13 protein-coding genes and 1 tRNA gene are annotated in these 16,070 nt (G+C 50.6%); 4 read left to right on the top strand and 10 right to left on the bottom strand.

Annotated features, from left to right (window positions below):
- Positions 1-75 precede the first annotated feature (75 nt).
- The 8 genes from AACZ40_RS14345 to AACZ40_RS14310 form a co-directional block, all read right to left on the bottom strand.
- Positions 76-732, bottom strand: a complete 657-nt coding sequence (locus tag AACZ40_RS14345; protein WP_291170437.1) for a tyrosine-type recombinase/integrase — start codon at positions 730-732, stop codon at positions 76-78.
- Between the two features lie 6 nt (positions 733-738).
- The gene (locus AACZ40_RS14340; protein WP_291170438.1) at positions 739-1,329 is read right to left on the bottom strand and encodes a hypothetical protein; all 591 of its coding nucleotides are present in this window, start codon (positions 1,327-1,329) and stop codon (positions 739-741) included.
- A 453-nt stretch (positions 1,330-1,782) separates the two neighbouring features.
- Positions 1,783-1,974: a hypothetical protein gene (locus AACZ40_RS14335; protein ID WP_291170439.1), complete on the bottom strand. Its 192-nt coding sequence runs from the start codon at positions 1,972-1,974 to the stop codon at positions 1,783-1,785.
- A gap of 73 nt (positions 1,975-2,047) precedes the next feature.
- Positions 2,048-2,176 carry a hypothetical protein gene (locus AACZ40_RS14330; RefSeq protein ID WP_291170441.1) on the bottom strand — a complete coding sequence of 43 codons (129 nt, stop codon included), beginning with the start codon at positions 2,174-2,176 and terminating at the stop codon, positions 2,048-2,050.
- 92 nt (positions 2,177-2,268) lie between these two features.
- Positions 2,269-4,515: a SulP family inorganic anion transporter gene (locus tag AACZ40_RS14325; protein ID WP_291170442.1), complete on the bottom strand. Its 2,247-nt coding sequence runs from the start codon at positions 4,513-4,515 to the stop codon at positions 2,269-2,271.
- Between the two features lie 674 nt (positions 4,516-5,189).
- A complete protein-coding gene (locus AACZ40_RS14320; RefSeq protein WP_291170444.1) occupies positions 5,190-5,513 on the bottom strand; it encodes a YnfA family protein in 324 nt (107 codons plus the stop codon).
- 508 nt (positions 5,514-6,021) lie between these two features.
- Complete coding sequence (locus tag AACZ40_RS14315) at positions 6,022-6,555, bottom strand: hypothetical protein (RefSeq protein WP_291170447.1); 534 nt, start codon at positions 6,553-6,555, stop codon at positions 6,022-6,024.
- A gap of 792 nt (positions 6,556-7,347) precedes the next feature.
- Positions 7,348-8,232 (bottom strand): PhzF family phenazine biosynthesis isomerase, encoded by an 885-nt coding sequence (locus tag AACZ40_RS14310; protein WP_339674737.1) that lies wholly within the window; start codon positions 8,230-8,232, stop codon positions 7,348-7,350.
- 655 nt (positions 8,233-8,887) lie between these two features.
- Between AACZ40_RS14310 and katG the strand changes: the two genes are divergently transcribed.
- The 4 genes from katG to AACZ40_RS14290 all read left to right on the top strand — a co-directional run bounded on the left by katG (position 8,888) and on the right by AACZ40_RS14290 (position 14,578).
- Complete coding sequence (gene katG / locus AACZ40_RS14305) at positions 8,888-11,269, top strand: catalase/peroxidase HPI (RefSeq protein ID WP_339674735.1); 2,382 nt, start codon at positions 8,888-8,890, stop codon at positions 11,267-11,269.
- 339 nt (positions 11,270-11,608) lie between these two features.
- Positions 11,609-11,680 (top strand) — tRNA-Cys (locus AACZ40_RS14300).
- An 886-nt stretch (positions 11,681-12,566) separates the two neighbouring features.
- Complete coding sequence (locus AACZ40_RS14295; protein WP_339674732.1) at positions 12,567-13,622, top strand: TROVE domain-containing protein; 1,056 nt, start codon at positions 12,567-12,569, stop codon at positions 13,620-13,622.
- A 176-nt stretch (positions 13,623-13,798) separates the two neighbouring features.
- Positions 13,799-14,578, top strand: coding sequence for a hypothetical protein (locus AACZ40_RS14290; protein ID WP_339674729.1), 780 nt, complete (start codon positions 13,799-13,801; stop codon positions 14,576-14,578).
- 135 nt (positions 14,579-14,713) lie between these two features.
- Here the strand turns inward: AACZ40_RS14290 and AACZ40_RS14285 are convergent, their stop codons facing one another.
- Both AACZ40_RS14285 and AACZ40_RS14280 read right to left on the bottom strand, forming a co-directional pair.
- Complete coding sequence (locus AACZ40_RS14285; protein ID WP_339674726.1) at positions 14,714-15,562, bottom strand: hypothetical protein; 849 nt, start codon at positions 15,560-15,562, stop codon at positions 14,714-14,716.
- A 16-nt stretch (positions 15,563-15,578) separates the two neighbouring features.
- Positions 15,579-16,070: hypothetical protein (locus AACZ40_RS14280; RefSeq protein WP_339674723.1), on the bottom strand; the 492-nt coding region annotated here is incomplete at its 5' end.

The following is a 16,070-nucleotide window of genomic DNA, read 5'->3' as shown; positions in this document are numbered from 1 at the left end:
AGCTGTTTGAGTTCTTCGTTCTCGGTATCACTTTCCGGCTGGGAAAACTTTGCCTTCCAGCGATGAATTAACTTCTCAAATCGACTTGAGAATGACTTTTAACTTCTGTATCTCTTCAGCAGATAACAGAGGCATCATATCGACCATTTCGTTTCTTACATCTTTAACCTTGAGCTTTTCTGAAACCTCCGACGCAGCAGCCTGGGCAGCCTTAGTCGCACCATAGAACTTTTCAGTCGTCGAAAAATCTCGGTGTCGTAAAATGACTTTGAGCGTTTCTGCTGAGATCCCTGCGTTGATCAGACGGTGAGCACAACCCCGTCTCAGATCGTGGGCAGTGGCATATTTTAGACGGCGTCCTGTTTCTTCATCTGGCTGCTGAACGATGATCCGGGCCTGCTCATCAATCTGAGCAATGATTCGGCTGACTCGGTCCGTTGACAGCCGTTTCTCCGTTCTCTGAGCTTGTCTGCTGGACTGCTTCTCAGCCCGTTTTCTGAGTTTCGTAATGGCGTCGGAAGCAATCTCCCCCTGATGCTGATTGAATTCGATTTTGCGTTTGATTTTCGCTTTGCTGAGCCAGTTTCGGATGGTGGTATCAGAAACCCCGCAGGCTCGGCCGATGGCAGTATTGCTGTACTGTTCTGCCAGCCTGGTGAGATCCCGGTTAGTTGGTCTGAACCATTGGCTGTCTGTTTCGATTTGATATTCCATCGGCTGTGGGTTAACCACCCAGCCTCACCGGTCTTTTTCAGGAACCTGGTCAAGCAGTTCTTGTAAACCAGGCAACATCGGGATTTCCTGGTTTTTGCGGTTCTTTTGTGTTGAGGGGATCACGATTGTGGGATGCAAATCCTGACGGTCCGGCCAGACGGGATGTATCTTCCGCACATCATCCCAGGAAAAGTTCATCAGATCACTGATGCGAAAGGCACTCTCCCAGAGTATCTGTAAAACGAATTTCCAGGAATCTGCCGGTTGCTTACCTACGACTTCAGGAGTGGCCTCGAGCGTTTTTTCAAATTCTTCATCGGTCACCGGCCGCCCTTTCATCACATCGTCCACACTCAGTTTAGTGAGAGGAAGGACCTTCCGGATCCAGTCATGACGATAGCAGTACCGCACGAATGCCATGATCGCTTCCATCGTCGAGTTGACTGTCGTCGGAGCCCGATAATCCTGCCGGCTTTCTTCGCCTGCGAGCAGCTGGTCCTGTAAATACTCCAACGCCGTCAGGGTTGTGTATTCTTCGATGTTTCCATTCTCCGGAAGTTCCTGTTCCTTCCGCTGATTTTCCAGGATCCGGCCAGCTATCCCAATCCGAGACATAGAATTATCTAATGATTTATTCCGGAAACGTTTTTTGCAGTGTTCATAATAATGTTCCACACAATCCTGCCAGTTCATATCACTCAGGTATTCAGTCTCTTCCTGAGGCTCCGGGGCAGGGGTGGAACGTGCGACTGGATTTCCAGGGCTTGCGTGATTACACCTTCAGACTCAATGTGGCGACCATTCAATAATCGCTCACGACACTCGCGCAACTGGAATTGGAGTCACGTTTCACGACACTTCCTGTGCCGGTCGATGTGGAAACGTGATAAATATTCTGCATCTTCTTTGTTACTACTAATTTTAGTAAGGTCTATCTAAGATGTAGCAAAATGTAGTTAATTCCACGGGATTTGCCTGAATCGACCCAAATTGCGCTGAATTGTGAAATGCCGTGTTTCATGATAAATACTCTGAATTAGGGGGTGAAAAGCTATTGTCAGCAAAATCTTAATTCTTATCGTCCGCAAGGATATAGATAATATTGGGATCACTGTTTTTTTCCGCGGCTTGAGCTGTATTGGAGAAGCCTGCCGCGACACAGACGGTTACCAGCATCAGGCAGAAGATCGCGCATCGGTAAAATCGGTCTGCAGTCCCTGTGTTGAACTGGCGCTGGGAAAAATAAGTAACAGTCTGCATGGCGGCTCCTCTAAAGGAATGATCCGGGTATTCGGAATGGTTCCTTTCAGTATCAGCTGCGCGAACCACCGGGTCAAGTCAGAGCCCCCCGCCGGAACCGCTGTCTGACTCCAAACTCCAGGTCAAACACATCGGCTTCGTTGCCGATTTGAGCACACTGGTTCATCATGACGATAGCCATACAAGCAGTAAGAGGGGACATGGCAAGACTCTCCGAAGTGAAAACCGCGATAGTCGTTGGACACGTGGAGTGCCATCAGAGGGGAGCTCTTCAGTTATAGGTACCCGACCCCTTTATTGTCCGGCGGTGTTGTATTCATCAAACAGTTCAACGTAACCGCTGTCGTCGTGGTAGAGGGCGCCTGCGACCCGCAGGGTACCTTCCTGGACTCGATTTCTGATCGGTTCGCTGGAGTTCAGGATTAACTCGATTGAATACAGAATATGATGGCGGTTTACTGAGTACGACATGTCCGGTCGCGCGGGGAGTGAATTCGCTTCCGGTGGAAATGATGACGCATCATTGATTGATTCGGTCAGTTGATTGAAGACATCATCCAGATGTGTTGAATCGTCACCCTGATTACCGGAGCCGATGGACCTCTGATCGAGAGAGCTTCGAATGGCGCGGCAGTGAGTGTGTCCCATGACCAGCAGCAGCGATGTGTTGGCAATGATACAACCATACTCCAGGTTCGTTACCACTTCCGGATCAATGACATTACCGGACACCTGCACGCTGCAGGCATTGCCTGGTCGCAGATCAAAGATCGATTCCACATTCATATAGCAGTCGCTGCAGCTTAATATTGTCACGAACGCATTAGAAATATTCAGCGAATCCTGGATATCCTGAATTGATTCGCCCCTGGTCAGTATGCCGGAGCGAAACCTTTTGTTCCCTTCACGCAGGAGAATGATGACATCATCAGGGGTGAGCTGTCCCTGGAGTTCCCCCGCGGTGTAATCAATCGTTTGGATTTCATCGATCAGATCATAACTCTTGCGAAAGCCGCGCAGGCTTAAATGAATGCCTCGTGCGGGAGCCGTGATGTTCTGAAATTCTGACAGCATCGTCAGGACATCCGGGTCAATATAATCCGTTTTTCGCGCATCAATGACGACGTAACCGCCTTGAGGAATCTCCAGCAGAGCCCTTTCGATGGCAGCCCGATTAAAAAAACTGACCTGGCTGGCCAGTTCAATCCGCATGATTTCTCCCCCCACATGCTTCTCCAGAATGCGGTGCAAGGGACTTCTCATATTGCTGTAGAGAATGAAACTGACACTCGTTGCCAGCCCGGTCAGGATGCCTGTCAGGATGTCTGCTACCACGATCGTGACGGCTGTAAACGAATAGGGAATAAACTGATAGCGTCCCGCCTGGTACATCTGTCTGATTAAATTCGGACTGGCGAGCTTACAGCCGGTCACCAGCAGAATCCCTGCGAGGCAGGCTAGAGGTATCAGATTGAGAAACTGAGGGATGAGCAGAAAACATCCCAGCAGGAGAAAACCGTTCATGATGGCAGAAAACTTGGTCTGGCCTCCCGAATTGATGTTGAGCGAACTTCGGACGATCACGGAAGTCACGGGCAGTCCGCCGAGCAGGCCGGCAGTAATATTCCCACAGCCCTGGGCAAACAGTTCCCGGCTGCGGGGGGAATGTCTCTGTCGCGGATCCAACCGGTCGACGGCTTCCAGGTTCAACAGAGTCTCAAGTGAGGCGACGATCGCAATCGTGATCGCCGCCACATACACTTTTGAATCAGCCAATGTTGAAAAATCGGGAAACAGCATGATCTGATCAAGTGCTTCCAGGCTGCTGAAGACTGGCACCTGAACCATTCCAGCACCGCGAATGTGCCAGGCTGGTCCCAGTCTCACAAATATCAGCTGATTGATGGCAACGGCGACGGCAACCACGATCAGAGGGCCGGGAATGGGGAACCCCTTGAGCAACTGAATTCGGTCCCAGATCAAGAGCAGAATGATCGAAAAAATACCGATGGTCATCGCCCCCGCATGCCAGGGGACGACAGCGAGTGAAACGAGGTCATGAAAAATATTCTGGTTCATCAGTTCTGTAAAGGAAATATTTTTTCCCAGTGGAATATCGTATCCAACCAGGTACGGAAACTGTTTCAGTATGAGTAACAGACCGATTCCTGTCAGCATGCCTTTGACGACACCGGAAGGAATGAACATGGAAACAAATCCCGCCCGAAGCAGACCGGCAATGACCTGGATCAGACCGGCGAGTGCGACCGCCATCAAAAATGATTCGAAAGATCCCAGCAGCGCAATCTGGGTTGAGACCACAGCAGTCAATCCGGCAGCAGGACCACTGACGCTTGTCTGTGAGTGACTGAGCGTACCCACGACAATTCCCCCAATGATCCCTGAAATGAGGCCGGAAATCAGAGGGGCATTCGAAGCCAGGGCAATTCCCAGGCAGAGCGGGAGTGCTACCAGGAAAATGACCAGGCTGGCAGTCAGGTCGCGGCGCAGACTGTCGGCCAGGGTTGTTTGTCGAGACATGGCGGGTTATCTCCGGACAATTACCTGTCTTCAGAGTGGATTTTCAGGGTTGAGGTTTCTGGTTTGTGTGTCTGAATCATACAAAGTTTATGACTGCAGCGATATTCTGACAGGCGGGAAAACCAGTGACACAAAGATTCGACATCACCAAAACAGGCCTGGAATGATTTGATCTGATCTTGTCTTGCAGGGGTCACATTTGATAGACCACTTCTTGCAGGAATGCATCTTTGCGTGTGAGATGAGCGCCCCATTCTGGATTTATTGTTTTACAGGCAGATTTTTCTTAATCGTCATTGCAGCAACTGGGATCAGTATTTTGATGAGTTTTGTTCAGTCACTTGAAATAGATCAGATCTTCAATCTGGCCGAAGCGATACTCTGGATTTCCATTTCGTCTGTTTTTCTCTTCCGCCTTCGTCACACTAAGAGAAACAGAGACTTATCGATCACTTGTATCATCGCATTTGCTCTATTCGGAGTCTCCGATTTCATCGAGGTATCCACGCGGGCATGGTACCAGCCTGTTTCACTGTTCATTCTGAAAGCCTGCTGCGTTTCGACACTTGTCACTGTATTCATCATCTACGACAGACGTCGAAAGAATCACCCTGAAGTGAAATAGGGGATAGGTCTTAACGAAATAGAGTCCTGACCCCTTAAATCTTTCCGGGCTAAGGACGCGGACCGAACAGAATGAGCAATGCGCCGCAGAGGCAGATCGTGGCTCCCAGGATATCCCAGCGATCTGGTAGTGTCTTCTCAACGGCCCAAAGCCAGATCAGTGACGACAGGATGTAGATACCTCCATACGCGGCATAAGCCCGACCCGCATGAGACGAATCGATTCTGGTGAGTGCGTACGCAAAAAATGCCAGCGACAACATTCCAGGTATCACCCAGAATGGACTTTTTGATTGGCGAAGCCAGATCCAGAATGCAAAGCAGCCCCCGATTTCAGCGAATGCAGCCAGAAGGTACCAGAGAATCGATTTCATGCTGACGAATATATCCCGGTTGAATTGCGAAAGATAGTGCTCACATCTGCAGACGATCTGCCCGCGTCATGATCGTCACTGACATCCCCTTGGAAATGGACGTCTTTTCGGTTGCAGCGTATGATTGCTGTCAGAAAGTGTAAAAAGGGGGCAGTTATAAGAACCCGATCCCTTATTCTTGGCTTGGTGGTGTGTCACTGTTTGGTGGGTATGTCGATTATGTTAAAAGTACTCGAGCTAGAAAAAGTGAATGGTTTTACTTACAAATGCAGTGTTTATTGGAATGGTCAAAAATATCTGTTTTCGATGATAGTCAAGCAACCGATGCCAATGGTGAGGTCATTGGAGTTTGTTAGCCTTTCTGACGAGATTGAATTTAGTTTAACGAATGCCGATGAATACAGAGCTTTTTTGAAATTGTTTTGGAAATATGTAGATGGTGAAACCATTTATCTACCATGCGAAGTAGAATCAGACTGGTAATTTACTGTTCCGAGAGATTCATACGTCAGTTCAATTTTGCTTCGCGTAGTCGCACGAGCAGGCTGCTGAGGCCTCTGGAACCGAACAGGAGGAATAACCCTACGGCCAGTTTACAGAACAGACCAAAGATCTGTGCCTTGAATTGCACGGGCATCTGCGACAGATGACTCATGTTCTCCCACTGCGTCATCTGGAACACGACATTTCCGATCTCGGGAACCGTCAATGACAGGACCAGAATTCCGACTCCCGAAAAAATCACCGACTGCACCTGCATGGCGGTCATCGAACTCAAGCCGTTATCAATGGTCGTTCCCGGTAACAGGTGGTTGACAATTTTTTCTGCTCCACACCAGAGCAATCCCCCGGCAAACAGATAAAACAGGAATGGCACCAGTTGATAATAGATGATGCTGGTTTCAGGCAGCGTCGGCGTTATCATGTTCGTTTTCCATGAAACAAAAAACAGGGTAAACGAGGAGACAGCGTAGATTGCTTTTACAATATAAAACAGTCCCAGCAGTCGGCAGCCGATAAAGGCAACTTCTTCTTTTTTCATCAGTCCTGTTTCCTTCCTGAAAAGTCCACGTTCTGCACTAGTGCTTTGTCAAGCTAGAAATTGAGGGTTGGGGGTGTTGTTGACGTGCTCCGTTGTCGCACTCTCGTGATATCTATCAACCCAAAATTTAAAAATGACACCCCACTAGTGTTCAGTATGACAGATTCGAGTCGCTTGATCAACGGCGATCGCTTCTGAGAGCTCGCGAAAGGTCTTCAGCTCACCAAAATAAAGCGAGACTGTGTCCAGTTTTACTAAAGCGTCTCCAGGGGCATTTGAACCGAGTATAATAGATTGAGAGACGCTATGGTTAAATGTGATGCGCTCTGGAGGGCCCCAAAGCGGGGAAACAGAAGATACGAACGAGGAAAAGCAGATAAAGGGTCAAAGGAAAAACCAGAACCAGGGTTTATGATTCTTAAGGTCAGTCCCAGTTAAAACTTACCAGATCCAATCGTAATACAGCCAGTCTGCAGAGTCTGGGCAGAGGGCCGTACTACTCAGACTTGAAAGGGTGTGATTCGAGTCCTGACACCAATAATGTATATGGTAATTTATTAACATAAGACCCTCGGGAAGCATTTCTGTCACAGACAGCGGTGCTCTCAGGAAAACAGCGCTCGAATCCGAGATATCAGGAACAATTCTATGACTGAATGGTTCCTTTCAGTATCAGCTGCGCGATTCACGGGGTAAGGCAGGAAAGCTTTCTGGGAGCGTTCATCTGCCCCAGACCCCAGGTACAACAGCCCTGCTTCGTTGCCGACGCGGGGGCAGGACCTGCCTGTGATCTTACCTGGCACAAATCGAAACGGCAGTACCTTTGACAATGATTCCACCAGACGCGGGGATTTGCACAGTCAGTCTGCTCGGTCGGCCGATCTCATCGCCTTGCTTTATGAGAATCGTGGAAGGAGCGGAAAGCAATTTTGCTTCTCTCAGGTAGCCTCCGAGGGCAGCCGCTGCTGCGCCGGTGGCAGGGTCTTCAACAATTCCGCCCACGGGAAAGGGATTTCGGGAGCGAAACGTTCCAGCATCTTCACGCCAGACAAGCTGTAGAGTGGTCAGGCCTTCCCGCAGCATGAGAGATTTGAGCCCCTCAAAATCGTAGTGCAGATCTGCTAATCGTTCTGCTTCTGCAACGGCGATGACGAGATGCCAGGCCCCGGCAAATGAGCGGGCTGGTGGGATTGACCGATCAAGATCGGTTGTCATCCAACCCAGCAAGGGTAGTACTTCTGAAACAAGTTCAGTATTGGCGAGTTCGAAATCGGGCTTTACAGAAGTCAACGAGGCCTCGCATACACCGTCACGGGTCACAACATCAACAAGCACCTCGCCGACCAGTGTCCCCAGACGATAGATGCCGTCACCATGCATCTTACCGAGTGCAACACCGGTCGCGATCGTCGCATGACCGCAAAATGTGACCTCGGATTCGGGACTGAAGAATCGGATGGTGAGCTCTCGCTCATTCACAGGCACGACGAAGGCAGTCTCTGAATATCCGACTTCAGCGGCAATACGCTGCATCTCCTTATCGCTGGGCAGTGTTTTGCCAATCCAGACTCCCGCAGGATTACCGCCGTCCGGGTCATTGGAGAAGGCAGCCAGATAAAGCAGCTTACCATCTGCCACAGATTCGCCGTCTTGTGAGGTGGGGATTCGCTCATTCATGGATTTAGATTTCTTTGTGATCTGTTCGAGGCTCAGCTTGCTTACCGATTGAAAGTTCGCGCTGACGTCTTCAAATCGGGTGTGGATAGAAATCGACACAGGCGACAAACTAATGGAATGTCATTATTAAAATTTGGGTTAATAAATATCACGAGAGTGCGACAACGGAGCACGTAAACAACACAACCAATCCTCAATTTCTAGCTTGACAAAGCACTGATTCCATAAGCAAAGGTCCTGGCAGAGTGACAGGTGGACATACAGGTATTTGTTCACAAGAGGGGAAGAAGGTGATTGAAATTGACTCCGGTAAAGATAAAGTGAATCAGTGCCTCAGGCAAGCCGTCACGGACACAGGCCGGTCTTCGCATTCCCTTAATACAAGATCTTACACTTAACAGGGCAGGTATATTTAAGGTGCCAGTTGTCGCTGGTGTTTATTTGTGCCCGTAAGTCCTGATTATCAAGCGATATACGTATAATTGGTGTTCTGCACAGTCGGCACGGAATTCGCGAGATTCATTCATGCCTTCCATGCATGGCGCGCATGTTGAGAATGCATTGGATATATGGCCTGTTGCTCTCAATAATGATGTCACAGGGGAGATGATCTCACTTGTACGTAATCCGCATCACTATTGATTCCTGGAGAGACATGACTATGAAAACTCAGTTGAAGCGTTTCGTTGCGAGCTGTGCGGTGTGCTGCATCGCCGGTGCCGCGTTTGCTCAGTCGCATCCGCCCCTCACGAAAGAGGCCGCTCAGCAGGCCGACAAAAAACAGGACCTCAGCAAATGTCCGGTGATGGGGGGAGCGAAGGATCCTGCCCAGCGACACACGGCAGCGGGAGGCATGACGAACGGAGACTGGTGGCCGAACCAGTTGAATCTGGACATGCTGCATCAGAACTCGAAGAAGAGTAATCCGATGGGCGAGGATTTCAACTACGCTGCGGAGTTTCAGAAGCTGGATCTCGCAGCCGTTAAGAAAGACATCAAGCAGTTGATGACCACCTCTCAGGACTGGTGGCCTGCGGACTACGGTCACTATGGTCCGCTGTTTATTCGCATGGCCTGGCACAGTGCGGGCACCTATCGTGTGACCGATGGTCGCGGCGGTGCTTCCGATGGGACACAGCGCTTTGCACCCCTCAACAGCTGGCCCGACAATGCGAACCTCGACAAAGCCCGGCGACTGCTCTGGCCGATCAAACAGAAATACGGTCGCAAAATATCCTGGGCCGACCTGATGGTATTGACGGGTAACTGCGCGCTGGAATCGATGGGCTTCGAAACGTTCGGATTTGCCGGCGGTCGTGAAGATGTGTGGGAACCACAGAAGGACGTCTACTGGGGGCCGGAAAGTAAATGGCTGGGAGACAAACGTTACACGGGGGACCGCGAACTGGAGAAACCACTCGCCGCCGTTCAAATGGGTTTGATCTACGTCAATCCAGAAGGTCCGAACGGCAAACCCGATCCGCTGGCGGCGGCTCGCGACATTCGGGACACATTCGGCAGAATGGCGATGAACGATGAAGAGACCGTCGCGCTGATCGCCGGCGGACATACATTCGGAAAAGCACACGGCGCCGCCAGTCCGGAAGGAAATGTCGGCCCCGAACCCGAAGGCGCCAACCTGGCGGAACAGGGATTGGGCTGGAAGAACAAGTATAAAACAGGGAACGCCGGCGATACGATCACCAGTGGCCTGGAAGGGGCCTGGACGTCAACGCCGACGCAATGGTCGAACGGTTATTTCAATAACCTGTTTGGTTACGAATGGGAACTGGTGAAAAGCCCCGCCGGTGCGTGGCAGTGGACTCCGAAGGAAGAGTCCGCGCAGGGAACCGTTCCCGATGCGCACGATCCGGAAAAGTCGCATGCACCGATGATGTTCACGACCGACCTGGCACTGAAGATGGATCCCGCGTATGGCAAGATTTCCAGACGCTTCCATGAAAATCCGGACGAGTTTGCCGCTGCGTTTGCGAAAGCGTGGTACAAGTTGACTCACCGCGATATGGGACCGGTCTCCCGCTGCCTGGGACCGGAAGTGCCTGAAGCACAGTTGTGGCAGGATCCGGGGCCCGCCGTCGATCATCAATTGATCGACAAGCAGGATATTGCGGAACTGAAAGCCAAAGTGCTGGCATCCGAATTGACGGTTCCCGAACTGGTTTCGACTGCCTGGGCGTCGGCTTCCACGTTCCGTGGCTCCGATAACCGCGGTGGCGCGAATGGTGCCCGTGTGCGTCTGGCGCCGCAGAAAGACTGGAAAGCCAACGATCCGGCCCGTCTGGCGAAGGTCCTCAAAACGCTGGAGCAGATTCAGTCTGAATTCAACGACGAGCGAACCGATGGGAAAAAGGTGTCACTGGCCGACCTGATCGTACTGGCGGGTTCTGCCGCTGTAGAAGCAGCTGCGAAAAAAGCCGGGCATGCAGTGCAGGTGCCCTTCACGCCGGGACGAACTGACGCGACGGCGGAAATGACCGACGTGGAAGCATTCGCCGTGCTGGAACCCAGGGCGGATGGATTCCGTAACTACCAGGATCACGATCACGTGAGTGATCGACCCGCGGCGGAGTTGCTCGTGGATCGCGCCAATCTGTTGACGCTGACGGCACCCGAGATGACGGTCCTCGTGGGCGGCATGCGGGCGTTGAATGCCAACGCAGCCAGTTCACCGCTGGGTGTGTTCACAAAGCAGCCGGGCACGTTGACGAATGACTTCTTCGTGAATCTGCTCGACATGAACACCACATGGGACAAGTCCAAAATGTGCGAGCATTTTTATGAAGGCCGCGACCGCAAGACGGACGAACTCAAATGGATGGCCAGCTCGATCGACCTGGTCTTCGGTTCGAACTCACAACTCCGCGCGATTGCGGAAGTGTATGGCAGCGAAGACGCCGAGCAGAAGTTCGTGAATGACTTCGTAGCCGCCTGGACGAAAGTGATGAACCTGGATCGCTTCGATCTGGATCCGGCGCAGCAGCAAGGAGCCAAGGCGGTGGCCGTCGGCGAGCGCTGAACTGTGACGCGATGCAGGATAGTGAGTGCGTGAGGCTCAGATCGTCTGATGTGAGCCCTTGAAGTTGCGGAGAGAGGGGCAGGGTGATGAATCGTAATCGATTTCACCTTGTCCCTTTTTTTATTGCTGGCCCCTGAGTGTCCGGTTCTGAATTTCAGAAACTGCTGAAAGTTTCCTGAAAGTAGCGAACCGGTTCTCAGTGCGTCCTGTCTTTTAACAGCAGTCGGCAAACGTGGTTTTGTCGGCTCAGAATGATTATGCCTTGCGAGTGTGAGGGACGCACGATGGTCTTCGGAACTATCAGACGGGGTTCGACTCCCTGGCGAGGTACTCTTGAATGACGCTGACACCTGATGGCCGGGGAACTGACTGCAAAGCAGTTTGCAATGGGTTCGATTCCCATCGGCGTCTTTAACCGACCAACTGTCGGCTCGGACTACATCTTTATGACAGAAACGATGTCTGAGTCATTTCTTCGTTGGCCGGTTTGTTGAACAATCCAACTGCCCGTCGGGATTACATTATGACGGTCCTAAGGTAGCGAACCAGGAGCAATTCTGGAAACGTGAGCGCAACGGTATCTCTTTGAGATGGTCTGGCGTGTGCTCACTGTCGGTCACACATGCGACTGATAAGAGCGGCCGTAAACAGCAACAATCTCGACGCCCCCTCGTTGGACTTTTTAAGAATATTTGATCGACTGCCAGACTGGAGTACATGATCTTTAATCCGGTGGTTGCGGGTTCGACTCCCGCCGGCGCTATTTTCATTGAGTGTCGCGCCGTAGCTCAACGGATAGAGCACCGTAAACGCTCTGGTTTAACACTTCGTCGATCATTTTCACGAGAGAAACATAACCGACTGCCGAATGGGAGTACATGAAAGTTGTGGGTTCGATTCCCATCAGCGTTCCGTGTTTAAGCATGTCACGCTGTAGCTCAACTGGCAGAGCATTAATAACTCTGGTTCAACAACTTCGTCGGTTAATAAAACGACTCACTCGACTGCCGGTGTGGAGTACATGGTTACGCCTGTGTCCAGGTTTCCTGTCACTCTCCCTTGCCGTTTGGATCGAGGATCTGAATACAAAAAACATTCTTTCAGGCGGAGCCCTCGTGAGGGTTCAATTCCTGACCGGCCCGCTGAATTGATCTATAGGGTTCGGCCCCTGCGATCCGCTTACGTAGTATCACAGGGTCGTCTCTGCCCATCACTTCGTCGAGTGCTTTTTACAGGATCCGGCTGTCGTCAGTGAGGACTGACGTTGTTTTCGCCGGTTCCATTTTTGAAGGAGGCTATGATGGCCAATAAGTCTTTGTTTTCAAATCGTATGAATCAGTTTCCACGTGCGGATGCGCGCAATGAAGCCGGAGGGCGGGCTTACAAGTATGAGCCGAAGCATGCGCTGGCACAACTGGCGGCAACCGGTACATTTAACGGCGTGTTCTATGCGAATGCCCAGGCACAGCTGGATGAACTGCGTACGTTGATCAACCAGGTCGACGACAATCGGTTCCTGGCGCAACTGGCCGTCTATGCGCGGGAGCGCGCTTTCATGAAGGACATGCCGGCGGCGCTGCTGGTGACACTGTCGACGCGGGATACCGAACTGCTGCATCGTGTGTTTGATCGCGTGGTGGACAATGGCCGCGTGCTGCGCACGATGTTCCAGATGATCCGCTCGGGACAGTTTGGTCGTACCGGTCTGTCATCGAGTCTGCAGCGCGCGTTTCAGCGCTGGTTGAACGAGGCATCCGTGGGTAAACTGCTGTCGGCTTCGATCGGTCACGATCCGAGTCTGCGCGATGTCCTGCGGCTGGCACGTCCGACACCTGTCGACAACGCACGGCGTGCGCTGTTCGGCTGGCTGACGGATAAGGAACCGGCAAAGTGGGCGCCTGCGAGTGCAGCAGACCTGCCCGCACAGGTGCAGGCGCTGATCGCCTATCGCTGTGCAGAAACAGAGCGCGAGCAGGCTGCGATCGTAGAAGGTCTGTCCGTGCGCTGGGATCTGCTGGCCGATGCGGCGAAAGGTCCGCTGGTGTGGCGTGCAATCGCCCGTCAGATGGGACCACAGGCACTGCGGATGAACCTCAACACGCTGCTGCGTCATGATGTGTTCAGGGATGATGCGCTGATTGACGAGGTGGCGAACCGCCTGGTTGACAAGGATGCGATCCGACGTTCGCGGCAGTTTCCGTACCAGTTTCTGGCTGCGTATCTGAACGCGTCGGACCAGATTCCACACAAGATCAAAGCAGCCCTGCATGAGGCGGCTGAGGTCGCTTGCGGAAATGTGCCTGAGTTGTCAGGTCCGGTGGTGATCGGCCTGGACACGTCCAACGCTAACTAGTTACACCATGCGATTCACGATTACTGGACGCACTGAATAGTTGATGATATAACCAGTTTACCCCTTTACTCTGGCGGGCATGTGTCGAGCTTTCGATATAGGGCGAGATTTTCGTCGCGTCCAACCTGAACTGATATTAACTCTTCAGAAGATTTAAAAGGGGAACTGGGTGCACCATGAACAATCAGGAAAACATTTCTGCTCTCAAGGCTTTAACGTGCGAGCTTGTGAATAAAACCTTGCAGGAAATACGGACTCATCGCGAAGAACATTCTTTAACGGATGAGCCACGATTAGTTATCCCTGAATATCTTCTCGTTGAGGCGTTGGAGTATTTGTCAGGCGCGTGGGATTTGATCCTTTCCGGTCGACCAAAAGCCGCAGTGGCACTCTCGCGCTGGGTTGTTGAGGCATCCATAAACCTGTACTGGGTAGTCAAAGGGATGCCGGAGGACGCGGATGATCGCCTTAAAGCTCTTGTAGGGGAAGCCTTGCGCAATGAAGCAAGCTTGCTCAAAGGACTGAGTAAAATCTGGCCAGAGAAAGCTAATGTACTTTCGGAAATAGCCGGCAGAGCTTCTGAAGTTAGAACGCAGAACCTTGATATAGAAACGAATCTTCAGGGACTTGAGAATCGCATAAAGGAAGCTGACATGCCCCCGAGCCTATATTCTGTCTATAGAATTTGCTGCGCTGCCGCACATCCCGCTGTCAAAGTGTGGGAGAAGTTTCAAGAAGACGGTTCAAACGGGCCTGGCAGTCTGATTGACACGTACACAGCATGTTGGATGGCCGCCCAGTCGATCTTTCACTTGGTGATTGGCTCGTACATGCTTACAAAAATCGAAATCAGAGACGACGAGTTCCCGCAAAAGTGGTGGACGGACAAAGTAGAGCCTTTGCTGGATCAGATTAAACGAACATCTCTCGGGAGCGTCAACACCTCAGAACAATAATACAGGGATGAATCCCAATTCCCCGGGAGAGCAGGTGTCGATCCTCCACCCACGAGCCCTGCTTCAGCGAACGTCTCAAAAGGTGCGCCCACTGATTGACCTGACTTTTGATGGATCAGAGCTAGGAAAAGCAGCTTAGCTACCGCTTTCTTCTTCAGGCTTAATCACTCTGATATCAAGCTTGTACATTGAGTCTATTTTTGCAATAGCCTTTGAAATGGAGTCCCTCAACCTTTCACTTGACTCATTTATTCCTTTTTCCATTTTCTGGATTTGAGTTTCAACTAGAGAGCCATCAATTTCTAATCGAAGTATATTTTTGAACATATTCACGGCTTCCCAATATACTGAGACTCCCTTGTATGAGAGAATGTTTTCTGGCAAAGGGTTTCGTAAGGTGTCTTCTAAAGCCAAAATGCGAGATGAATCAATTAAGACTAGATTTTTCACATGTTGATTTGCCATCTCTTTAAACGGAGCAAAATTGTAGTTCACCTCATTTAACAATGCTACAAGTCGATTCCTCAATTTCTTGTCATCAGTGAATGTTGCATGTCTTTCTAAGTTGTCCAGAGTGTCACCATCTAAATAAAAAACATTTTCACCAAAATGCTCACGCTCGCAGTATCCAGAAATCCGCCGTTTTGCTTCATGTGAGATTGATCCATTCGTCATGATGTAAACGGCTGATATGCGTTTTTGCTTTGTTCCCTTGTCGTAGTCCAATGTGACGTCAAAACAACTACGAACTTGGTGAAGCAATTCGCTTAACTGGGAATCACCACCACCGATGTTTCCCAGCTTTACCTGTGCGGCGTTGAATCGTAAGTGACCAAATTTGTCATACTCTGCAAAAAAGAAATCTTTGCCTTGTTCTCCCGTACCATGATTATGTGTCGGAAGAATATAGCCGAGTTTTGAAAGGAATGGAGCAATCCATTCAGTACGAAATTCAGCTTCGTTCTTGAACTCTGGAAGAGACATAGTTTCTCTGACCTTATTATCCAAAGTGCTTTTGCATAAAAGTGTTTATACTCGACATCATTTCTTTGACATCATCCTTGTCAAACTCTTCCCACTCACCATGAGCAGCTTTGTTTCTTAATTCTGCATTGGCAGTGATTTTCTTATGAGTCAGCATATTGTAAATGTCATGTTCTTTCAGCCTGTCATTCATCCAGCTAAGTTTTGGCTTATCTCGAAGCTCAATTTTCGATTGCTGTTCACACAATTTTCTAAGTGCATCTTCTAGTACGCATCCTGCTACAACTGCTGCTGCTGGATGATATCCTTTAGAATATAACTCTTCAGCCTGATCCATGAAGTCTGAGAAAATTTCAGCTTCTACCAACTCTTTCATGCCTACCAGATAGCCACCTCTCATGTCGTCAAGCGCTGCAATTAGAATGTTATTTGCTATCTCCATCGATATGGGCCTACTGGAAACTGCAGAATTACTGCAGCCGCTGACTGATCTGATGAAGAACCGGGT

Origin of the sequence: uncultured Gimesia sp. (assembly GCF_963972345.1) — a bacterium.
Lineage (GTDB): Bacteria > Planctomycetota > Planctomycetia > Planctomycetales > Planctomycetaceae > Gimesia.
Note: the sequence above shows the minus strand (reverse complement) of the source record. Positions and strands in the feature narration are given on the sequence as shown.